The following is a 20,521-nucleotide window of genomic DNA, read 5'->3' as shown; positions in this document are numbered from 1 at the left end:
TTCCACGCCTCGCCGTGCATTAGCATGGTGGCCGTGGATATTTGGTACGGAATCGACAGCATCCCCGGTGACTTTGGCCCGACTGCGGTGACCATCGGCGTCTTTGACGGCGTACACCGCGGCCATCAGCAGCTCATTAATAATGCGGTGAGCTTTGCGCGTGCGGAGCACATGCGCACGGTGATGGTGACTTTTGATCCGCACCCGGTCGCGGTCTTCCTCCCGGAGCGCGCGCCGCTGTCCGTGGTGACGTTTGAGCGGCGCCTGCAGCTGGCGGAAGAGATGGGCATCGATGCGGTGCTCGTCATCGACTTCACCAAGGAGCTCGTGGGCACGACTCCGCAGCACTACGTCGAAGACCTGATTGTGGGAAAGCTGCATGCGCGTCACGTGGTCGTGGGGGAGAATTTCACGTTCGGTGCGGGCGCGAGCGGCACGGCGGACGCGATGGTGGAGTTCGGTAAAACCCATGGCTTTAGTGTCGACGTGGTGCCGCTGCTTGACGACGCCGGGGTGCGAATCTGCTCCACAAACATCCGCGCCAACCTGGCGGCGGGCGAGATTGCCAAGGCCAATTGGGCGCTGGGCCGGCACTTTTCGGTGACGGGCCCGGTGGTGCGTGGCGCCGGACGCGGCGGCAAGGAGCTCGGTTTTCCTACCGCCAATCAGTACTTCCCGGACAGCGTGGCGATTCCGGCCGATGGCGTCTATGCGGGCTGGTTCATCCTGGAGCCGGCTGAGGCGCCCGTTGAGGGCAACATGGACCACGGCATGGCTTATGCGGCGGCGATCTCTGTGGGCACGAACCCGACTTTCGGCGACGAAGAGCGTTCCATCGAGTCCTTCGTGCTGGATCGCGATGCCGATCTATATGGGCACGTGGCCACCGTGAAGTTCGTGGATCATCTGCGCGACATGGTGAAGTTCAACTCGGTAGAAGAGCTGCTGGGCGCGATGGCGGCAGATGTGGCCAAGGCACGTGAGGTCTTAGCCGCAGATGCCAAGGCTTGTGGCTGGGAGAAGGACGAGTACTTCCTGCAGGAGGGCTAAATGAAGGTCATTCTGGATCTCGATACCGGGATCGACGATGCCCTGGCGCTGGCCTATGCGCTGGCGCATCCTGACCTTGAGCTCATCGGCGTGACGGTGACTTATGGCAACGTGCCGGTGGAGCTCGGCGTGCGTAATACCTTGGTGCTGCTGGAGCTGCTCGGGGCTGGCGACGTCCCGGTCTTTGCCGGTGAGCAGCCAGCGGGGTTCCAGGTCAAGCCAATTTCCGCATTCATCCATGGCCGCAATGGCATTGGCGACGTCCTGCTTCCGCCGCCGCGCGGGCAGGTACAGGAAGAATCTGCAGTGGAGTTTTTGTGCCGGGCGGCGCGTGAATATGGCGAAGACCTGGTGATTATCCCGACTGGGCCTTCGACCACGATTGCGGCGGCGCTGAAAGCTGAACCCGTACTTTCTGATACTCGCATCGTCATGATGGGCGGGGCGCTGACCGTGCCCGGAAACGTCACCACCTGGTCTGAGGCCAATGTGGCACAGGACCCCGCCGCCACGGACTTCCTCTTCCGTACCGCCCGCGACGTGACGATGGTGGGCTTGGATGTCACGTTGCAAACGCTTCTGACCGCTGCGGAGACCAGGCAGTGGCGTGGGCTTGGTACGCGGGCCGGACGCGTTTATGCGGACATGCTCGACTATTACATCCGCGCCTACGCCGCCATCGAACCGGACCTGGGCGGTTGTGGCCTGCACGATCCGCTCGCGGTGGCCGTGGCGGCAGACCCTAGCCTGGTCACCTGCTTCGACACCAACCTGGCCTGCGAAACTACGGGCACGACCCCGGGCCGCACCATCGGCGACGTTGCCAGGATGAAAGAACCACACAAGGCTGCCCACGTGGCAGTAGAGGTGGATGCCCCGCGCTTTGCGGCTGAGCTGATGGACAAGCTCAATTCGCTCCTGCAACAGCATTAACGTGCAGCAAGTGACATGTCTTCTGCGCATTGTGCCAAGAAGCCGAAGTTTGGGTTTGAGGTAGAAAAGCTGTTAGAGTTATCGCTTGGCTTTGTGACTGCGGTCCGCAGCAGTTAAAGGCGCTTAGAATTTCATGCGGACTGAAATACAATAGGAGAAATCCAACATGGCTTTGAGCACCGAGAAGAAGGCAGAGATCCTCAAGGAGTACGGCCTGCACGAGACCGACACCGGCTCCCCAGAGGCACAGATCGCTCTGCTGACCTCCCGTATCAACACCCTGACCGAGCACCTGAAGTTCCACAAGCACGATCACCACTCCCGTCGTGGTCTGCTGCTGATGGTTGGTCGTCGCCGTGGCCTGCTGAAGTACCTCGCAGCTAACGACATCGATCGTTACCGTGACCTCATCTCCCGCCTGGGCCTGCGCCGCTAAGAGCGCCCCAAGGTAGAGACAAATCCTCAGTCCGTTCGCTGGACTGAGGATTTTTTGCGTTTTGGATTTCTCGTCTGGTTTACGTGGGCGGCGGACTCTAGGGCCGCTGGTGGTTGGGCTGGAGTCGAAAAGGGAAGCGCTTTGCTGGGCAAACGCGGCAAACATGCAGGGTATCTGCTAGAATTGTGCAACGTTGTCATAGACAAATTTTTGAGAAGGCGGCACCGATGATCGCCAAAGAAACCTCCAAAGGAGAAAGACTTTAATGAGCGCTAAGAACGCCGTTGAGTTCAACATTGATGAAGAATTCGGTATCACCGAAGCAATCGCCACCCTTGACAATGGCGATTTTGGCACCCGCACCATCCGTTTCGAGACTGGCCTGCTGGCTCGTCAGGCGGGCGGCTCTGTCACCACTTACCTGGACGAGGACACCATGCTCCTGTCCACCACCACTGCCTCCAACCAGCCACGTGAAGGTTTTGACTTCTTCCCACTGACCGTGGACGTCGAGGAGCGTATGTACGCAGCCGGAAAGATTCCGGGCTCCTTCTTCCGCCGTGAGGGCCGTCCCTCCACCGAGGCCATCCTGGCCTGCCGCCTGATTGACCGTCCACTGCGCCCGACCTTTGTCAAGGGTCTGCGCAATGAGGTACAGGTCGTTGTTACCGTGCTTTCTATGGCGCCGGAGGAGTACTACGACGTCATCGCCATCAACGGCGCTTCTGCTTCCACGCAGCTGTCTGGCCTGCCGGTTTCCGGCGCTGTCGGCGGCGTGCGCATGGCACTCATCGCTGATGACAAGCACCCGAAGGGCCAGTGGGTTGCATTCCCGAACCACGAGCAGCACGAGCGCGCACTGTTCGAGATGGTCGTTGCCGGCCGCATCGTAAAGAAGGGCAACAAGGAAGACGTTGCCATCATGATGGTCGAGGCTGGCGCAGGCATCAACGTTGCTGAGCGCATCAAGGAAGGTGCACCGGCTCCGCAGGAGTCCACTGTCGCTGAGGGCCTTGAGGCAGCGAAGCCGTTCATCAAGACCCTGTGCGAGGCTCAGGCAGGTCTGGCTGCGCGCGCTGCTAAGGAAACCCAGGAGTTCCCGCTCTTCCCGCCGTACACCGATGACATCTTCGCCGCAGTTGAGAAGGCTGCCTCTAAGAAGCTGGAGAAGCTGCTGACCATCCCCGGCAAGCAGGACCGCGACGACGCAACGAACGAGTACATGGAGCAGGTCGAGGCTGACCTCCTTGAGAAGTTCGAAGAAGAGGACGCTTCCAAGCAGATCCGTGCTGCTTACAACGCCGTGATGAAGGCAATCGTGCGTAAGAAGATCCTCACCGAGGGCTTCCGCATCGACGGCCGTGGCGTCACCGACATCCGTGACCTGGGCGTTGAGGTTGACCTCATCCCACGCGCCCACGGTTCCTCCCTGTTCGAGCGCGGCGAGACCCAGATCCTGGGCGTTACCACCCTGGACATGCTCAAGATGGAGCAGCAGATCGATTCCCTGACCCCGGTCACGGGCAAGCGCTACATGCACCACTACAACTTCCCGCCGTATTCCACGGGTGAGACCGGCCGCGTTGGCTCCCCGAAGCGCCGCGAAATCGGCCACGGTGCACTCGCTGAGCGCGCACTGCTTCCGGTTATTCCTTCCCGTGAGGACTTCCCGTACGCCATCCGTCAGGTCTCTGAGGCGCTCGGCTCCAACGGTTCTACCTCCATGGGCTCAGTTTGCGCATCGACCCTGTCCCTGTACAACGCTGGCGTTCCACTGAAGGCACCGGTTGCAGGTATCGCAATGGGTCTTGTCTCCGGCGAGGTAGACGGCAAGGAGAAGTTCGTCGCTCTGACTGACATCCTCGGTGCTGAGGACGCTTTCGGTGACATGGACTTCAAGGTCGCAGGTACCTCCGAGTACATCACTGCTCTGCAGCTGGACACCAAGCTGGACGGCATCCCGTCCAAGGTCTTGGCACAGGCCCTGGAGCAGGCTCGCGACGCCCGCGCCACCATCCTGGACACCATGGCTGAGGTCATCGAAGGCCCAGACGAGATGTCTGGCCTGGCTCCGAAGATCACTTCTGTGAAGATTCCGGTCAACAAGATCGGCGAGCTCATCGGCCCGAAGGGTAAGACCATTAACTCGATTACTGAGGAGACCGGCGCTGAGGTCTCTATCGAGGAAGACGGCACCGTCTACATCTCCGCCGCTACCGGTGAGGCTGCCGACGCTGCAATCGAGAAGGTTAACTCTATTGCTAACCCGCAGCTGCCAAAGGTTGGCGAGCGCTTCCTAGGCACCGTCGTTAAGACCGTAGCCTTCGGCGCGTTTGTCTCCCTGACCCCAGGCCGCGATGGCCTCATCCACATCTCGAAGCTCGGCGGCGACGAGCGCATCGAGAAGGTCGAGGACGTCGTCAACGTCGGCGATAAGATCCAGGTGGAAATCGCAGACATCGACAACCGCGGCAAGATCTCCTTGGTTCCAGTCGAGGAAGACTAGTCGCACCCTCCCGACTAGCCGTGTGATGCGGCTGTCTCACAACGGCGCCCTCGCTTGGCGGTCGCAACTATGCCGGCTGCTAGCGAGGGCGCCTTTCCTTGTCTCTAGCGTCATCGGTGGCTAGGGACAAGCCTTAAGAGTTGTTGAGGAAGTCAATGACAATGCGAGGTGGACCGTCCAAGTACGTGATGGAATAGGGCACTTTCTTATCGAGCCCAATAACGAAGTGAGACTGGGCCTCGAATGCGCTGACAAATTCCACGCTGCGCACGACACCCGCGCCAGGCGTTTGGGCATGGGGCTTGAGCATTGCGTCTCGGAGCTCTTGGCTAACGGGCCACGGTGTGCTTTCGAGGCCTATTTCGAGAGCGATATTGCCGGAGTAGGGCACGGGGAACCCCGACCCTGGTGCGCTTGTGGACTCGGTGTAGTGTGCCCACCACCGCGGAATGCCGGCGCCCGCGAACTCTATGACAACGCGGTCGTAGCCTTGATGGCTACCAGCACGCATAGTGGTTGGGATTAGTTCGCCTTCAGAGGTTCCGTCGAAGTCGATGTCTGCCGTATCTGGAGTGCCTAAGAAGCCCTCTGGAAGCCCATCTGATTTCTGTTCGGTGCTTGTCGGCTGCGGGTTTGTGGTTTCCTCTAACGTTTGACTGCTCGTCGGCGGCGTAGTCTCAGAAGGCGCCACGGTAGATAGCGGCGCGCTGTGGCTGTTGTCGTTGGAGGCACTGCCGGTGCAGGCGGAAAGCGTAAGCGTGGCCGTGGTTAAGGTGGCGGCCACAACGTACAGGCGGCGGCGATGAGAAAGCGAATAGGAAGGCGCAGAGAGTTTGAGAGGCATCATGCTGACCAGTCTAAGAAAACGGGCTCACGCTTGTGCACAATCTTTAAATCATTCCTGCACTGCCCGCCAGATGCATCGACGCTAAAGCTTGAGTTGCACCATTTGGATGAGGTTGCCCACGGTGTCATCGAAAATGGCGATGATAGAAGGGCCGACGTCGGTTGGTTCCATGGTGAAGTCAACGCCCTTTGCGCTGAGCTTTTCGTACTCGGCCTGCACGTCCTCAGACAGGAACTGGGTAAACGGAATACCGTCTTTTTGAGTTCCTCAGTAAAAGGAGCTGCTGCTGGATGGCCCTTGGGCTCTAGCAGGAGTTCGATGCCGCTGTCTTCGGCTGGACCGGAGGCGTTGGTGACAGTGAGCCAACGGAAGTCGCCGTGGGTGACATCGTCTTTAACCTTGAATCCCAAGGTGTTGACGTAGAAATCGTGGGCGCGAGCGACGTCGTCGACAAGCACGGAAGCAATCTAGATGCGCATGGCACAAAGTCTGCGTTGCCAACTGGCGCGTTAGACTGGTCGGCGTTGGGGCAGGCAATAAGGCCTGCGCTAGATGTAGCGTGCTTATACGTATGTAAATTTAGATTGAATATCGAAGATCGAACATCGAACATTGAACAGGGCAAAGGAGCATTTATGGCTATCAAAGTTGGCGTCTTGGGTGCGAAGGGCCGCGTGGGCCAGGCGATTGTAGAAGGCGTTGATGCGGCAGATGACCTCGAGCTGGTCGCTGAGGTTGACCGCGATACTGACCTGCAGGTGCTGGTGGATAACCACGCCGAGGTTATCGTTGACTTCACCCAGCCGTCTTCGGTGATGGCAAACCTCGAGTTCTGCATTGGCAACGGCATTCACTGCGTCGTGGGCACCACCGGTTTCGACGCAGACCGCCTGGCACAGGTCGAGGAGTGGACCAAGCAAGATGGCGCCGGCAACGTCCTGATTGCACCAAACTTTGCTATCTCCGCCGTGCTGACCATGGTTTTCGCAGCACAGGCTGCGAAGTACTTCGAGACCGCCGAGGTCGTGGAGTACCACCACCCAACCAAGCTGGATGCGCCTTCTGGCACCGCCATCCACACCGCGCAGGGCATTGCGGCAGCCCGCAAGGAAGCAGGACTAGGGGAGATGCCGGACGCTACCGAGCAGTCTCTCGAAGGCGCACGCGGCGCCGACGTCGACGGTGTCCCAGTCCATGCCGTGCGTACCCGCGGCATGGTTGCCCACGAGGAAGTCATCTTCGGCGCCCAGGGGCAGTCCTTGACCATCCGCCAGGATTCCTATGATCGTTCTTCCTTCACCCCGGGCGTGCTGGTTGGCGTTCGCCAGATTGCAGAGCACCCAGGGCTGACCGTGGGTCTTGAGAAGTACTTGGGCCTATAAGTCGGACTATCGGGGAGACATAAGGCACTAAATATGGCACGCATTAGCGAACTGGACGTCCAGCTCATCGCGGCAACGCAGTTCCACCCGCCGCGGGGCATCGAGTGGGAGAGGGAACAGGCAGCCTCCGATGGCGAGGCTCTCGTCGAATTTGCCGGCCGGGCTTGCTACGAGTCCTTCGATAAGCCGAATCCGCGCACCGCGGAGAACTCGGCCTATCTACGGCATATTCTGGAGGTCGGCCACGACGCATTGCTGGAGCACGCCACGGCCACGCTGTATATCCGCGGCCTGTCGCGCTCTGCCAGCCACGAGTTGGTGCGCCACCGCCATTTCTCCTTCTCGCAGCTTTCGCAACGCTACGTGCATCCGGAGGAAACACAGGTGGTACTGCCCAAGCTCATTGCTGAAGACGAGCAGCTGACGCGGCTTACCATGCAGGCAGTGGATGAGACGCGTTTTGTCTATAACGAGCTGCTCAGCGCGCTGGAGGGCAAGCTGGAAGATGAGCCCAACGCACTACTGCGCAAGAAGCAGGCGCGGCAAGCGGCGCGCGCCGTGCTGCCCAACCTGACGGAAAGCCGCATCGTGGTTACCGGAAACTACCGGGCTTGGCGCCATTTCATCGGCGCGCGTGCCACCGAGCAAGCGGACACCGAGATGCGTGAGCTAGCGATTGCCTGCCTCAAGCTGTTGCGCGAGCAGTCGCCGGTGGTATTCGATGACTTCCACATCACCCAGCTTGCCGACGGCACCGAAATGGCATCGAGCCCATACGCCTAGTTCAAGTCCGTGGCGGTGGCCATAGCTTGTTCCGCCACGCGACCCCGATGAACAAATTTTCGCGGGAAGCGGGTAATCTTGACGGCTATGAGCACAGGTATGACAGCAAAGACAGGCGTAGAAACCTTCGGCCGCGTCGGAGTAGCCATGGTCACCCCGTTTGACCGCGATGGCAAACTCGATGTAGCCGCGGGGCGTCGTCTAGCAGCTCACCTCGTTGACAACGGCGTAGATTCCCTCATCCTGGCTGGTACCACGGGTGAATCGCCGACGACAACGCTGGATGAGAAGCTAGAGCTGCTCAAGGCCGTCAAGGAAGAAGTAGGGGACCGCGCAAAGCTCTGCGCAGGTGCAGGTACCAACAACACCGCAGTGTCCATCGAGTTGGCCAAGGCTTCCGCAGAAGCGGGTGCAGACAGCCTGCTCGTTGTGGCTCCTTACTACTCCAAGCCTTCTCAAGAAGGTGTGTACGCCCACTTCGCAGCAATTGCCGAGGCAACCGATCTTCCGATCTGCCTCTATGACATTCCTGGCCGCTCGGGCATTCCAATTGCGACGGAGACCATCCGCCGCCTTGCGGAATTGCCGAACATCAAGGCTGTCAAGGACGCTAAAGGCGACCTTGGCGCGGCCGCACCGCTTATTCAGGAGACCGGCTTGGCTTGGTACTCCGGCGATGATCCGCTGAACCTGCCTTGGCTGACCTTGGGCGCCTCCGGCGTCATTTCGGTCGTCGGCCACGCAGCTCCGCGTGCTCTCGCGGATCTCCTTGTTGCCTTCGAAGAAGGCGACCTTGCACGCGCAAGGGAGATCAATGCACAAACTTTGACCCCGCTCATCCAGGCGCAAGCGCGTCTGGGAGGAGCAACACTCGCAAAGGCTGCCCTGCGTCTGCAGGGCATCGAAGTCGGCGACCCTCGTCTCCCAGTTGTCGCGGCCTCCGCGCAGGAGATCGAGGAGCTTCGCCGTGATATGGAAAAGGCTGGAGTCCTTTAAGAATGACTGAACCCCGTAACCGTTCCCGCAAGGTTACCCGCAAGGCGGGCCCACCAGCGGAAACTGAGACCGCCTCGAACGAGGCGGCTTCGCCGGTTTTTCAGGCACCGACCAATTCGGCGCGCACGGAATCCGGTGAGAACAATTCCAAGAACACCTCCGATGGCCAGTCCTCTGGCAACGGCAACAACGGTAGCAACAATTCCGATAAATCGGGCAACAACGAGGGCGGCAACAACCGTCGCTCCCGTTCCCGTGGCTCCCGTGGCGGCCGTGGTCGCGGTCGCGGCGGCAACGGAAACAATGGCGGTAATGAGAACAATGGCAACGGCAACAACGGTGGCCGCGGCCACCGTAACAACAACCGCGGTCGCCGCAACGTGCCGAAGTCGATGCAGGGCGCGGATCTGACTAAGCGTCTGCCGGAACCACCAAAGCAGCCGAAGGATGCCCTGCGCATCTACGCTCTGGGCGGTATCTCCGAAATTGGCCGTAACATGACCGTCTTCGAGTACCAGGATGAGCTGCTCATCATCGACTGCGGCGTGCTCTTCCCGTCCTCTGGCGAGCCGGGCGTCGACCTGATCCTGCCGGACTTTGGCCCGATCGAGAAGAAGATTCACAAGGTCAAGGCACTCGTTGTCACCCACGCTCACGAGGACCACATTGGTGCTATCCCGTGGCTGCTGAAGCTGCGCCCGGATATTCCAATCGTGGCATCGCGCTTTACCATCGCGCTGATTGCGGCGAAGTGTAAGGAGCACCGCCAGAAGCCGAAGTTCGTTGAGGTCAACGAGAAGTCGGATGTGAACTACGGTTCGTTCCGCTGCCGTTTTTGGGCAGTTAACCACTCCGTTCCGGATGCACTGGGCATCATGCTGGGCACCCCGGCTGGCAATATCATCCACACCGGTGACATCAAGCTGGACCAGACCCCGCTGGATAACCGTCCGACCGACCTTCCGGCGCTATCTCGCTACGGTGATGAGGGCGTCGACCTGATGCTCTGCGAATCCACCAACGCGAACATCCCGGGCGTTTCCGCATCCGAGGGAGATATCCCGGCTACCTTCCGCCGCCTGGTGTCCAATGCTAAGCAGCGCGTCATCATCGCAACCTTCGCGTCCAACGTGTACCGTGTACAGGCAGCTATCGACGCCGCCGTTTATGCTGGCCGCAAGGTTGCCTTCAACGGCCGCTCGATGATGCGCAACATGGAAATCGCCGAGAAGATGGGCTTCCTGAAGGTTCCGCGCGGAACCATCATCCCGATCGACGAGGCTGCCAAGATGGCACCGCACAAGGTCTTGCTCATCACCACCGGTACCCAGGGCGAGCCAATGGCTGCGTTGTCACGCATGGCACGCCGTGAGCACCGTCAGATCACCGTCCGCGACGGCGACCTCATCATCTTCTCCTCGTCCCTGATTCCGGGCAACGAAGAGGCCGTTTACGGTGTCATGAACATGCTCTCCCAGATTGGTGCTGAAGTTATCACCAACAAGGAAGCCAAGGTTCACGCCTCCGGCCACGGCTACGGCGGCGAGCTGCTCTTCCTGTACAACGCTGCGCGTCCGAAGAACGTTATGCCGGTCCACGGCGAGTGGCGTCACCTGCGTGCAAACAAGGAACTGGCAGTCTCCACTGGCGTTGACCGCGACCGCGTGGTTCTGGCACAGAACGGCGTTGTCGTTGATCTGCGCAACGGCCGTGCAGAGGTTGTTGGCCAGATTACCGTGGGTAACCTCTACGTCGATGGCGTCTCCATGGGTGACGTCGACGCAGATACCCTGGCAGACCGCACCAACCTCGGCTCTGGCGGCGTCGTTTCCATCACCTGTGTGATTGATAACCGCACGTCCCGGCTGCTTGAGCATCCGGCTGTATCCACCACTGGTTTCTCTGACGATGACCGCGGCATCGTGCCGGAGGTTGCCAAGTTGGTTGAGTCCACGATGAACGATCTCGCCGCTGAGGGCGAGAACGATACCTACCGCATGGTGCAGAAGCTGCGCCGCAAGGTATCCAAGCTCATGGATTCCAAGTACAAGCGCGAGCCAGTCATCTTGCCGACCATCATCCCGACAAACTCTGGTCCGCTCTTGGCTGATGACGAAGAGGTAGAGGCTTCCCGCGAGTCTCTTTAAATGAGGCAGTAGCTTTAGGAGCTTTAGGCTAAACCTCTCAAACGACATGTGCCCCGGCAGTCTATGCTGGGGCACATGTCGTTTTCTTCTGCTGAGCGCGTCAAGATGGTGGCGCTGTTCCATAAACTCGGTCCGGATGCCCCTACGCTGTGCGAAGGCTGGACCACTCGCGACCTTGCCGCGCACTTGTGGGTAAGGGAAAACCGCCCTGACGCGGCCGCTGGGATGTTCATCCCGCAGCTGCAAAAGCGCCTTGAGTCGGCGATGCAGAAAGCAGCAGCGCGTGACTTCGATGAGCTGGTTGATGCTTGGGGGAGGGGAGCGAAGAAGACGAACCCAATGCGCTACGTTGATTCACTGGCAAACTTCACTGAGCACTTCATCCACCATGAGGACATTCGCCGTGCCAACGGTATGACCGAGCCGCGCGGCTTTTCAAAGGCAGTGGAGAAGGAACTCCACAAGGGGTTGAAAATGTTGGCTCCCCGCATGTTGAGCAAGTCCGCGAAGCCGGTTGTCTTGTACCCGGAGGGCCTTGCTCGCATCGTCGTGGGCGATAGTAAGAAGGTGGCTGAGCGCGGGGACGACGTCGTCCGCGTCCTGGGCCCAGTCTCCGAACTGGTTCTGTGGACCTACGGCCGTGACGCCAGTGACGTCAAGATTGAGGGCGATAACAATGCTATCGTCCGATCCGGCCTCTAACTTTGCGTCAAGCCCTTAGACTAGAATAAGCGCAGCAAATAGCGATTTGCTGCCCATTGAGGATGCAAAAGCGTGTAGAAGCCTTATTCACTAAGGAAAATATCCACCCGAAACTAGTGTGGCGTATGTGAATAGTGGTGCAAGGGCTACTAGAGTGGCGGATATGTCTGTCAAAAACGCACCGTCACGCGCCTCGCACCGTGGCCGCTCCTCAAAGGGAAGCGCCCGCCCTGCGAACCGATCGCGGCCGTCTGGCCGTACCGGTACAGGTAAGTCCTCGAGCCGGAGAAACTCCGAGCATCTCACGCTGACTTCCGCAAACCGCGCTGCTGAGACCTCTTCCGAGAGGACCGGCAGCGCATTTCGTGCTGTCGGTCGTGGGCTAAGCGCGGTTTTTGGCGCCACAGCGCGAGGCATGGGCGATATGGCACGCGGCGTCGGCCGTGGAATGAACAACCTGCGACCGAGTGACGGCGGTGCGGATGATCGCGATATCTACGGCGACTATGACACTGAAGATTACGATGATGTAAGGGAGCCGGAGGAAATTTCTACTCGGGGCAAAACCAAGAAGAGCAAGGTAACCCGCGCCAAGGACAATGGCAAAGGTCGGGGCGAGGACGTCGCGAATAATCCTGAGACTGCGCTGGATCGCTCTGTCGATCCTGAGGGCCGCGTCGCCCGGCAGGAACGCACCATCCAGATTTCCAATCCGGATGCGGTTGCGCTGACCCTGATTGGCATCGCGATTGTCCTCGCGTGTGCGGTGTGGTTCGACATCGTGGGCGTCATCGGTGCCTACCTCACCAATGCGGTGCGCTACGTCATCGGCGCAGGTGCGTACGTGCTACCAGTGGCGCTGGTGGCCCTCGCCATGGCGCTCATGATGGGGGTATCCGGCGTGGCCGGTCACCTCAAGCCACGCGTCGTGGGCGGTACCACCCTCATCATCGTGTGCATGCTGGGCCTCATCCACATCTTTGCTGGACTGCCTGCTCTGTCGTGGTCAAACAATGCTGCAGGTGACGCCGGCGGCGCCATCGGTTTTGTCGTGGGCCAGCTGCTCGAGGCGGCGTTCTCTGCTTATGTTGCGGTTCCATTGCTGTTCCTGTTGATCATTTACGGTGCCCTGAACATCACGGGTATCACCCTGCGCGAGGCCTTCGACTACATCTCGGCGGTCTTCAACGACCTCATGGCCGGCTTGCGCGAACGCAAGGACGGACGCTACGAGGACTACGACGAGGAGCTCCACGACGACGCCTATGGTCACGTCAATGACGATATCGAGGACATCGCCGAGGGGCGTGAACGCGCACCGCGTGAGGAACGCCAGGCGCAGCAGCCGCGCCGCGCACGCCGCCAGCGCCCACGCCGCCTGTCGACGCCGATGGATAACTACCCGGCAGACGCAAACGCAACGGTCTCCTTCGACTCCGCTCAAGCGCCGATGCAGGACGCTGATGAGGACGCCGCAGCTACTGCAGCGCGCGCCGAGCAGTCCGCGCTGCTCGATGATGCGGGGCAGCCGACCGAGGTTATCTCACAACCGGCCACGCCGGCGCACCCAGTGCAGCATGGCCGCCCAGAATTCAATTCAACTATCCCGCGCAGCGTCGACGACACCGATGAGATTCCAGTAGTCCGCGACGAGGAGTCAACCACCGTGCTCCCAGCGTCTCCGCGCTCGGCAACCCCGCGCCGTACCTCCCAGGAATCTGCCGACGCAGCCGGTGCCGCAATCGGCGGTGCCGCCGGTGCTGCCGCTGGCGCGGCTGCGGGTGCTGCGGCAGGAGCGGCGTCGCCAAGCGCTGCTCTCGACTCCGCAGCAGACGTGGTCTCCTCGGCACACGCTGAGGCAGTGCGCCTGTTCCAACAGCGATCCGGGCGCGATGCCACGACCGGCAAGTCCGTCGTAGAGCCAGCAACGCAGTCCCAGCAGTCCGCACCACAGGCGCAACCCGCACAGGCGGCTTCTGCTGCACCGGCCCCGGCACCTGCCCCTGGTGTGGCTAGCGAATCCGACTACGACGTGCCGACCACTGACCTGCTGACCCCGGGCAAGCCTGCCAAGGCGCGTACCGAGGCCAACGACCGCATCATCGAGGCCATCACTGATGTCTTCGAGGAGTTCAAGGTCGACGCCCAGGTCACCGGCTTTAGCCGTGGCCCAACAGTTACTCGCTACGAAATCGAGCTTGGACCAGGCGTCAAGGTCTCCAAGATTACGAACCTGCAGTCCAACCTGGCCTACGCCGTGGCCACGGACAACCTGCGTCTGCTGACCCCGATCCCGGGCAAGTCCGCAGTGGGCATCGAGGTGCCGAACGCAGACCGAGAGATGGTGCGTCTGCGCGACGTGCTTGATTCCCCGGCCATCGTTGGTTCCGACGATCCAATGCTCATCGGCTTGGGCAAGGACATTGAGGGTGAATACTCGTCCTTCTCCGTGAAGAAGATGCCACACCTTTTGGTGGCGGGTGCTACCGGTTCCGGTAAGTCCGCATTCGTGAACTCCATGCTCGTCTCGTTGCTCACCCGCGCGACCCCGGAGGAGGTGCGCCTCATCCTCGTCGACCCGAAGATGGTGGAGCTCACTCCGTACGAAGGCATTCCGCACCTCATCACCCCGATCATCACACAGCCGAAGAAGGCGGCAGCCGCCCTCCAGTGGCTGGTCGAGGAGATGGAGCAGCGCTACATGGACATGCAGTCCGCCCGCGTGCGCAAGATTGAGGATTACAACCGCAAGGTCATCTCCGGCGAGCACCAGGCACCTGCCGGCTCCCAGCGTGAGATGCGCCCGTACCCATACATCGTGTGCGTGGTGGACGAGTTGGCCGACCTCATGATGACCGCCCCGAAGGAAATCGAGGAGTCCATCGTCCGCATTACTCAGAAGGCACGTGCGGCGGGTATCCACCTGGTCCTGGCAACCCAGCGCCCTTCCGTGGACGTCGTGACCGGTCTGATCAAGACCAACGTTCCATCCCGCCTCGCCTTTGCTACCTCGTCGCTGACTGACTCCCGCGTCATTTTGGACCAGGGTGGCGCTGAGAAGCTCATCGGTATGGGCGACGGTCTGTTCATCCCGCAAGGCGGACGCCCGGTGCGTATGCAGGGCGCGTTCGTTTCTGACGAAGAGGTTCAGGCTGTCGTCGATGCCGCGAAGGCACAAGGCCAGCCGAACTACACTGAAGGCGTCACGGAAGAAAAGAAGTCCGAGGCGAAGAAGGAAATCGACGAGGACATCGGAAAAGACCTGGATGATCTGCTTGAGGCCGTCGAACTTGTGGTTACCTCCCAGTTGGGTTCGACGTCGATGCTCCAGCGCAAGCTCCGTATCGGCTTTGCTAAGGCTGGTCGCCTGATGGACTTGATGGAATCCCGCGGCGTCGTGGGTCCTTCCGAGGGCTCGAAGGCACGTGAGGTTCTGGTCAAGCCGGAAGAACTCGACACCATAATCTGGATGATTAAGGGCGCGGATCCGGCTGAAGCCCCGAAGGAAATCCAGGATGAGATGGCGCAGTCTGCTGACGGTGGCGACGCAGCGCTTGACGACGCCGCGTCCTCCGACGACACACGCACCGTGCAGGCCACCTACAACCCATCTTCTGGGGCGTTCTAAGAACTGGACTCCAGTTGTGCTGGTGCTTTAATGCCCTACCGATTTAAATGCGGTAGGGCATTTTCTTTTGTGTAATATAGGACGAGTCTTGGAGGGGAGTACCCCGCTCCACAGCGATGATCGTCAACACGGCAGCTCGGATTTATACCAGGGTTCCCGGTCTCGCTGGCCCGCGTCGAGCGGGTGGGGGAGACCTCCGGTCAATTTCGTAACCCGACCGGAGGATATTTATATATGCATGTCCCATTGTGGATCTGGGCGATCACCATCGTCGTCATTCTCGGATTTTTCATCTTTGATTTCTACAGCCACGTGCGATCCCCGCACGAGCCTTCCATCAAGGAATCCGGCTCCTGGACCCTGTTTTATATGGGCCTCGCCGTCATCTTCGGTGGAATCGTCTGGGTGCTGTGGGATCACGAGCACGCCATTCAGTTCTACACAGGCTGGGTGACTGAGCAGGCCTTGAGCGTGGACAACCTCTTCGTGTTCGCACTGATTATGGGCTCGTTCAAGATTCCTCGCCGCTTCCAGCAGAAGGTGCTGTTGATCGGCATCGTGTTGGCGCTGCTATTCCGCCTCATCTTCATCATGCTCGGTGCTGCGATCATCCAGGCGTGGTCCGACGTGTTCTATCTGTTCGCAATCTTCCTTATCTACACCGCAGTCAAACTCATCATCGATGAGATCCGCGACGCTGAGGAGACGGACCCCAACGACATGCTCGTCATCAAGTGGCTGCGCAAGGTCATCCACGTGACGCCGCGCTACCACGGTGACAAGCTCACCCACCGCGAGGAATCCGGCCCGAAGAAGGGCAAGCTGGCTCTGACGCCACTGTTCGTGGCATTGACCGCTATTGGCCTCATCGACGTTATGTTCGCGTTTGACTCCATCCCGGCTATCTACGGCATTACTTCAGAACCGTTCCTGGTCTTTACTACTAACGCGTTTGCCTTGATGGGCCTGCGCCAGATGTTCTTCCTGATTGATGGCCTCTTGGAGCGTCTGGTCTACCTGCCTTATGGCCTGGGCATCATCTTGGGCTTCATCGGCGTGAAACTCCTCTTCCACGCGCTGCACGAAAACAACCTGCCGTTCGTGAATGGCGGCGAAAACGTCAGTGGCATTCCAGAGATCCCGACCTTGATGTCCCTGCTGGTTATCGTGGGCGTCCTCGCGGTGACCGTTGCCGCCTCTGTTTTGAAGAGCAAGCGCGATGAGGCCCAGGGTGGTATCTCGATATCTCACAACCACTATGATTGGGACGAAGAGGGTAACAAGATAGTTCGCACCAAGAGCGGCGAGTTTGTAGGCAAAGCTGCGGACCTACCGCAGTCAGAATTGCCTTAAACCACAAGTTTAAGAGGCGTTTACGCCGCATCATAAAGGCCCGGAGAGAAACACTGTGCATTCCTCTCCGGGTCTTAGCATTTATCGAGGTTGGGCGCTTACTAGCTACTAGCTAAACGAGTTGATGACTGGATTCCACTCGCGGAAGTCGCGGGCGGTGACTGCGCCGGATGTAAAGAAAGGATCGTTGTCCATGGTTGCGGCAGCGTCTTCGATGGTGGCCGTCTCATCCGTGAACTGGAGGATAATCAACGCGCCGCCCTTGGCATCTGGGAATGGTCCTGAGCCAAGAATCTTGCCTTCGGCATTGAGGCCGTTGATGAATTCGCGGTGCGCCGGACGGTTATCAGCGATGGCCGGATTTTCAGGGTCATATTCGTAGAGTGTTGCAATGTACTTCATGCCCCTCATCTTAGGGAGTTGGGGGAGTCAGCCGCAGGAGCTTCAACATGGCAGGTAGGATTAGTCCCGTGAATGATTCTCAAGCTCAGCAAAAGGCAGCAGCGGCGTCGGATGTAAATCCCAACGTTTCCAACTGGAATCTGCCCAACGTCTTGACCAGCTTGCGAATTCTTTTTATCCCAGTCTTTGCATGGCTTGTCCTGGCGGACCATGAGTGGTGGGCGTTTGGCCTATTTGTGGCTTTGATGATCACGGACAAGCTGGACGGCGACATTGCTCGTTCCCGCGGTCTGATTACAAACTTTGGCAAGATTGCTGACCCCATCGCAGATAAAGCACTGATGACGGCTGCATTCGTCTGTCTCAATATCATCGGTGTGCTGCCTGTGTGGGTGACGGTGGTTATCCTGGTGCGCGAGTTCGGCATTACCTTGTGGCGCATGGCTTTGCTGCGCCAGGGCAAGGTGGTCCCGGCATCTAAGGGTGGCAAGCTAAAGACTGTTCTCCAAACCATCGCCGTTGCCATGTACCTGTGCCCGCTACCGAGCTGGATGGATATCCCTACCTTTGTGGTCATGCTGGCGGCAGTTGTGGTCACCGTGGTCACCGGTGTGCAGTACCTCATTGACGGTAGGAAGCAGAATTGCTAATGGATTCTCTGGCTAGCCAAGTAGTTGAAACGCTCAAGCGGCGCCGGGAAACCGTGGCGTTTTGCGAGTCTCTGACTGCTGGCCTAGCCGCGGCCACCGTGGCCACCGTGCCCGGCGCCTCTGCAGTGTTGCGCGGGGGATTGGTTACCTACGCAACCGAGGTAAAGTCCCATTTCTTGCACGTTCCTCTGGAGCAGCTGGAGGAACGGGGCGTGGTTTCCGCGTCGACGGCGCAGGAGATGGCCGTGGCTGCCGCCCGTGAGACTGGCGCGGATTGGGCGGTCTCGCTAACTGGTGTCGCAGGCCCTGATACTCAGGAGGGCAAACCCGCGGGCACGGTATTCGTAGGGATTGTGGGTCCCAGCGTTGAACCAACGGCGATTCAGACGGAGCACCTTTCTGGCTCGCGCGACGAGATTCGAACGGGTGCTGTAGCCGCAGCATTGAGCCTGCTTCTATCAACTTTGGAAGAAAATTAGCACTGTCGGGAACAAAGTGCTGACTTAGCACGTTATACAGGATGATGAACACTACAACAGCACTTCTTGAAAAGCCTTTAAACGCCACCCAGGCGCGGGTACCGGGTGCCGTCGAAACCCCTAAACGCGCTCCGGAACCGCTCCTTCGTGAGGCTTTGGGGCTCACGCTCCGCGCCTTCCGCGCTGACAAGGGCGTGACTCTCCGCGAGCTCGCCGGCGTGGCCCGTGTATCCCCGGGTTACCTCTCCGAGCTAGAGCGTGGACGCAAGGAAGTATCTTCAGAGCTTCTGGCATCTGTCTGCCATGCACTCGAGGTAAGCGTTGCTGACGTTCTCATTGAGGCAGCGGGCTACATGGCACTGCCGTCGATGGATGAGGAACTGGCGTCGACTGCCCCTGCAGCATCTGAGCTCTAACTAGCTTTTAATAGCCCGCGCTCCACAGCGAACTTTATGCCCTAGGCAACGCAGTGAGGCGCGGGCTTCGCTAGTATAGAGAACCGGAGAAATACTTTTTCAGAAAATTCTGAAAGCTAATTAGGAAGGCCCCAGAATACAATGGCGAATCCATTCGTAAAGGCATGGAAGTACTTGATGGCACTCTTCGATTCCAAGATCGAAGAAAATGCTGATCCGAAGGTTCAGATCGAGCAGGCTATCGAGGAAGCACAGCGTCAGCACCAGGAGCTTTCGCAGCAGGCAGCTGCTGTCATTGGTAACCAGCGTCAGCTGGAGATGCAGCTTAACCGTCGCCTGAGCGAAATTGAGAAGCTGCAGGGCAATACCCGCCAGGCTCTAGAGCTCGCTGATAAAGCTCGTGCTGCAGGTGACGCAACCAAGGCCACCGAGTACGAGAACGCTGCGGAGGCTTTCGCTGCACAGCTCGTTACTGCTGAGCAGTCTGTAGAGGACACCAAGAAGCTTCACGATCAGGCACTTCAGCAGGCTGAGCAGGCTAAGAAGGCTGTCGAGCGCAACGGCATGGCTCTGCGTGAGAAGGTCAACGAGCGCTCCAAGCTGCTGTCTCAGCTTGAGCAGGCCAAGATGCAGGAGAAGGTCTCCGAGTCGCTTAACTCCATGAACGAGCTGACCGCGAACGGCAACTCCCCTTCGCTGGATTCTGTGCGTGACAAGATTGAGCGCCGCTACACCAAGGCATTGGGCCAGGCTGAGCTCGCCGAGAACTCCGTTTCTAATCGCATGCACGAGATTGAGCAGGCTGGCGTTCAGCTCGCAGGCCACTCCCGTCTCGAGCAGATTCGTGCTGAAATGAACACCACCAAGGCTGTGGAGGGCAACCCCCAGCAGGCAATCGAGGGCAACCGCACTGCTGGTTCCGCTGCTGACAAGGCAGCTCAGCCAAATGCTGCAGCTGATGATGCTGTCCAGGCTCGTCTCCGCGAGTTGCGCGGCGAGTAAGCCTTAATTGACGCTACGAAAGTAGCCGATAGCCTCGAGCATAGGAAGGGCCTCACCCTTGGCATCCGCCGGGTGAGGCCCTTCCTGCATGTAGTGAGTTTCTGGGGACTGAAACTCGGGTTCCAAATTCATGGAGCTACTCTTGCTAGCGCTAATCGCCGACGCCGCGGGCTTGCAGGGCCTCACCCATGGCCTGGGCGCGGCGGATAGAGCGGATGACCACCGGTGTACCGAAGGCGAGCAGTGACGTGCCGGCGCCGCGTGCTTTGCGGGCGTCGAGGACTTCATTGACTGTGCCGAGCATTAGCGGCAACAGACGGATTGTCAGCGACATGGCAAGGCTGAGGTTTTCTACCGGCAGTCCGAGTTTCGCGAAAGGCTGTAGTGCCCGCTCGAAAGACTCCATCATGTCTGAAACCTTGGTAGTCAAGGTCAGCAAAACGGCCGCGATGATTGAGGCATAGACACTAAAAAACATCACCACTGCGGTGACAAAGTCCTTTTGCCACCACTGAAACGCGGCTAGGGCCAGCAAGAGATAAAGAGGCGGCAAAAGTTGGCCCCATGCCACACTGATAGGGATACGTGCAATGGGGTAGTAAGCCACTGCTATCGCGGCGGCGCCGATCGCGGTGGGAATGGATTTAGCCCACAGTGTGGTGACCACAATGAATGTAATGAGAACCACAAACTTCACCCACGTCGGACACCGGTGGATGATGGTGTCGGCATCAACGTAATAGCCAAGGGGGATGTTTTTCGGCACGGCTGGCTTCCTACTTCACAAAGAGTTTTGGTTGGGGCGATTG

The 20,521-nt window shown here is 59.4% G+C and carries 18 protein-coding genes and 1 pseudogene; 15 read left to right on the top strand and 4 right to left on the bottom strand.

All coding sequences use genetic code 11. The features are described from left to right. The first annotated feature begins 24 nt into the window (after positions 1-24). From HMPREF3153_RS08870 to HMPREF3153_RS08855, 4 genes are all read left to right on the top strand, one after another. Positions 25-1,050 (top strand): bifunctional riboflavin kinase/FAD synthetase, encoded by a 1,026-nt coding sequence (locus tag HMPREF3153_RS08870; protein WP_070420604.1) that lies wholly within the window; start codon positions 25-27, stop codon positions 1,048-1,050. After that, positions 1,051-1,983, top strand: coding sequence for a nucleoside hydrolase (locus HMPREF3153_RS08865; protein ID WP_070420603.1), 933 nt, complete (start codon positions 1,051-1,053; stop codon positions 1,981-1,983). A 166-nt stretch (positions 1,984-2,149) separates the two neighbouring features. Continuing rightward, the gene (gene rpsO / locus HMPREF3153_RS08860) at positions 2,150-2,419 is read left to right on the top strand and encodes a 30S ribosomal protein S15 (RefSeq protein ID WP_005528980.1); all 270 of its coding nucleotides are present in this window, start codon (positions 2,150-2,152) and stop codon (positions 2,417-2,419) included. Between the two features lie 265 nt (positions 2,420-2,684). Then, on the top strand, positions 2,685-4,925 hold the full coding sequence (locus tag HMPREF3153_RS08855; protein ID WP_070420602.1) for a polyribonucleotide nucleotidyltransferase: 2,241 nt from the start codon (positions 2,685-2,687) through the stop codon (positions 4,923-4,925). 133 nt (positions 4,926-5,058) lie between these two features. On the opposite strand, the gene HMPREF3153_RS08850 is transcribed toward HMPREF3153_RS08855, so the two are convergent. Continuing rightward, positions 5,059-5,772, bottom strand: a complete 714-nt coding sequence (locus HMPREF3153_RS08850; RefSeq protein ID WP_049063457.1) for an AMIN-like domain-containing (lipo)protein — start codon at positions 5,770-5,772, stop codon at positions 5,059-5,061. An 81-nt stretch (positions 5,773-5,853) separates the two neighbouring features. Beyond that, positions 5,854-6,239, bottom strand: a pseudogene (locus HMPREF3153_RS12495) (VOC family protein). 168 nt (positions 6,240-6,407) lie between these two features. Here HMPREF3153_RS12495 and dapB point away from each other — a divergent pair. The 7 genes from dapB (at position 6,408) to HMPREF3153_RS08810 (ending at position 16,763) form a co-directional block, all read left to right on the top strand. Next, positions 6,408-7,154 carry a 4-hydroxy-tetrahydrodipicolinate reductase gene (gene dapB / locus HMPREF3153_RS08840; RefSeq protein WP_049063455.1) on the top strand — a complete coding sequence of 249 codons (747 nt, stop codon included), beginning with the start codon at positions 6,408-6,410 and terminating at the stop codon, positions 7,152-7,154. Positions 7,155-7,187: 33 nt separating this feature from the next. Further along, on the top strand, positions 7,188-7,937 hold the full coding sequence (thyX, locus tag HMPREF3153_RS08835; RefSeq protein WP_070420601.1) for an FAD-dependent thymidylate synthase: 750 nt from the start codon (positions 7,188-7,190) through the stop codon (positions 7,935-7,937). 87 nt (positions 7,938-8,024) lie between these two features. Continuing rightward, positions 8,025-8,933, top strand: a complete 909-nt coding sequence (gene dapA / locus HMPREF3153_RS08830; RefSeq protein ID WP_005528992.1) for a 4-hydroxy-tetrahydrodipicolinate synthase — start codon at positions 8,025-8,027, stop codon at positions 8,931-8,933. A gap of 2 nt (positions 8,934-8,935) precedes the next feature. Beyond that, positions 8,936-11,080: a ribonuclease J gene (locus HMPREF3153_RS08825; protein WP_083280990.1), complete on the top strand. Its 2,145-nt coding sequence runs from the start codon at positions 8,936-8,938 to the stop codon at positions 11,078-11,080. A gap of 63 nt (positions 11,081-11,143) precedes the next feature. Next, positions 11,144-11,782 (top strand): TIGR03085 family metal-binding protein, encoded by a 639-nt coding sequence (locus HMPREF3153_RS08820; RefSeq protein WP_070420600.1) that lies wholly within the window; start codon positions 11,144-11,146, stop codon positions 11,780-11,782. A gap of 163 nt (positions 11,783-11,945) precedes the next feature. Beyond that, on the top strand, positions 11,946-15,410 hold the full coding sequence (locus tag HMPREF3153_RS08815; RefSeq protein ID WP_083280988.1) for an FtsK/SpoIIIE family DNA translocase: 3,465 nt from the start codon (positions 11,946-11,948) through the stop codon (positions 15,408-15,410). A gap of 234 nt (positions 15,411-15,644) precedes the next feature. Next, positions 15,645-16,763 carry a TerC family protein gene (locus HMPREF3153_RS08810; protein WP_070420599.1) on the top strand — a complete coding sequence of 373 codons (1,119 nt, stop codon included), beginning with the start codon at positions 15,645-15,647 and terminating at the stop codon, positions 16,761-16,763. 108 nt (positions 16,764-16,871) lie between these two features. On the opposite strand, the gene HMPREF3153_RS08805 is transcribed toward HMPREF3153_RS08810, so the two are convergent. Continuing rightward, entirely contained in the window at positions 16,872-17,165 is a 294-nt protein-coding gene (locus tag HMPREF3153_RS08805) for a YciI family protein (RefSeq protein WP_034656833.1), read from the bottom strand. Between the two features lie 47 nt (positions 17,166-17,212). Between HMPREF3153_RS08805 and pgsA the strand changes: the two genes are divergently transcribed. The 4 genes from pgsA (at position 17,213) to HMPREF3153_RS08785 (ending at position 19,712) form a co-directional block, all read left to right on the top strand. After that, positions 17,213-17,815 carry a CDP-diacylglycerol--glycerol-3-phosphate 3-phosphatidyltransferase gene (gene pgsA / locus HMPREF3153_RS08800; protein WP_005528998.1) on the top strand — a complete coding sequence of 201 codons (603 nt, stop codon included), beginning with the start codon at positions 17,213-17,215 and terminating at the stop codon, positions 17,813-17,815. Next, a complete protein-coding gene (locus HMPREF3153_RS08795; RefSeq protein WP_005528999.1) occupies positions 17,815-18,294 on the top strand; it encodes a nicotinamide-nucleotide amidohydrolase family protein in 480 nt (159 codons plus the stop codon). Before pgsA ends, HMPREF3153_RS08795 begins: the two co-directional genes overlap by 1 nt. 44 nt (positions 18,295-18,338) lie before the next feature. Continuing rightward, positions 18,339-18,710, top strand: coding sequence for a helix-turn-helix domain-containing protein (locus HMPREF3153_RS08790; protein WP_034656969.1), 372 nt, complete (start codon positions 18,339-18,341; stop codon positions 18,708-18,710). Positions 18,711-18,851: 141 nt separating this feature from the next. Continuing rightward, positions 18,852-19,712 (top strand): PspA/IM30 family protein, encoded by an 861-nt coding sequence (locus tag HMPREF3153_RS08785; protein ID WP_005529001.1) that lies wholly within the window; start codon positions 18,852-18,854, stop codon positions 19,710-19,712. Between the two features lie 151 nt (positions 19,713-19,863). On the opposite strand, the gene HMPREF3153_RS08780 is transcribed toward HMPREF3153_RS08785, so the two are convergent. Further along, entirely contained in the window at positions 19,864-20,478 is a 615-nt protein-coding gene (locus tag HMPREF3153_RS08780) for an energy-coupling factor transporter transmembrane component T family protein (protein WP_005529003.1), read from the bottom strand. Between the last annotated feature and the right edge of the window lie 43 nt (positions 20,479-20,521).

Source organism: Corynebacterium sp. HMSC06C06, from assembly GCF_001807295.1.
GTDB lineage: Bacteria > Actinomycetota > Actinomycetes > Mycobacteriales > Mycobacteriaceae > Corynebacterium > Corynebacterium striatum.
Note: the sequence above shows the minus strand (reverse complement) of the source record. Positions and strands in the feature narration are given on the sequence as shown.

Coding starts and splice junctions, on each gene's coding strand:
- pgsA (WP_005528998.1), top strand. CDS start 17,213: ATGGCAGGTAGGATTAGTCCCGTGAATGATTCTCAAGCTCAGCAAAAG.
- HMPREF3153_RS08790 (WP_034656969.1), top strand. CDS start 18,339: ATGAACACTACAACAGCACTTCTTGAAAAGCCTTTAAACGCCACCCAG.
- dapA (WP_005528992.1), top strand. CDS start 8,025: ATGAGCACAGGTATGACAGCAAAGACAGGCGTAGAAACCTTCGGCCGC.
- HMPREF3153_RS08795 (WP_005528999.1), top strand. CDS start 17,815: ATGGATTCTCTGGCTAGCCAAGTAGTTGAAACGCTCAAGCGGCGCCGG.
- dapB (WP_049063455.1), top strand. CDS start 6,408: ATGGCTATCAAAGTTGGCGTCTTGGGTGCGAAGGGCCGCGTGGGCCAG.
- HMPREF3153_RS08815 (WP_083280988.1), top strand. CDS start 11,946: ATGTCTGTCAAAAACGCACCGTCACGCGCCTCGCACCGTGGCCGCTCC.
- HMPREF3153_RS08785 (WP_005529001.1), top strand. CDS start 18,852: ATGGCGAATCCATTCGTAAAGGCATGGAAGTACTTGATGGCACTCTTC.
- HMPREF3153_RS08850 (WP_049063457.1), bottom strand. CDS start 5,772: ATGATGCCTCTCAAACTCTCTGCGCCTTCCTATTCGCTTTCTCATCGC.
- HMPREF3153_RS08825 (WP_083280990.1), top strand. CDS start 8,936: ATGACTGAACCCCGTAACCGTTCCCGCAAGGTTACCCGCAAGGCGGGC.
- HMPREF3153_RS08855 (WP_070420602.1), top strand. CDS start 2,685: ATGAGCGCTAAGAACGCCGTTGAGTTCAACATTGATGAAGAATTCGGT.
- HMPREF3153_RS08870 (WP_070420604.1), top strand. CDS start 25: ATGGTGGCCGTGGATATTTGGTACGGAATCGACAGCATCCCCGGTGAC.
- thyX (WP_070420601.1), top strand. CDS start 7,188: ATGGCACGCATTAGCGAACTGGACGTCCAGCTCATCGCGGCAACGCAG.
- HMPREF3153_RS08865 (WP_070420603.1), top strand. CDS start 1,051: ATGAAGGTCATTCTGGATCTCGATACCGGGATCGACGATGCCCTGGCG.
- HMPREF3153_RS08810 (WP_070420599.1), top strand. CDS start 15,645: ATGCATGTCCCATTGTGGATCTGGGCGATCACCATCGTCGTCATTCTC.
- HMPREF3153_RS08805 (WP_034656833.1), bottom strand. CDS start 17,165: ATGAAGTACATTGCAACACTCTACGAATATGACCCTGAAAATCCGGCC.
- HMPREF3153_RS08820 (WP_070420600.1), top strand. CDS start 11,144: ATGCTGGGGCACATGTCGTTTTCTTCTGCTGAGCGCGTCAAGATGGTG.
- rpsO (WP_005528980.1), top strand. CDS start 2,150: ATGGCTTTGAGCACCGAGAAGAAGGCAGAGATCCTCAAGGAGTACGGC.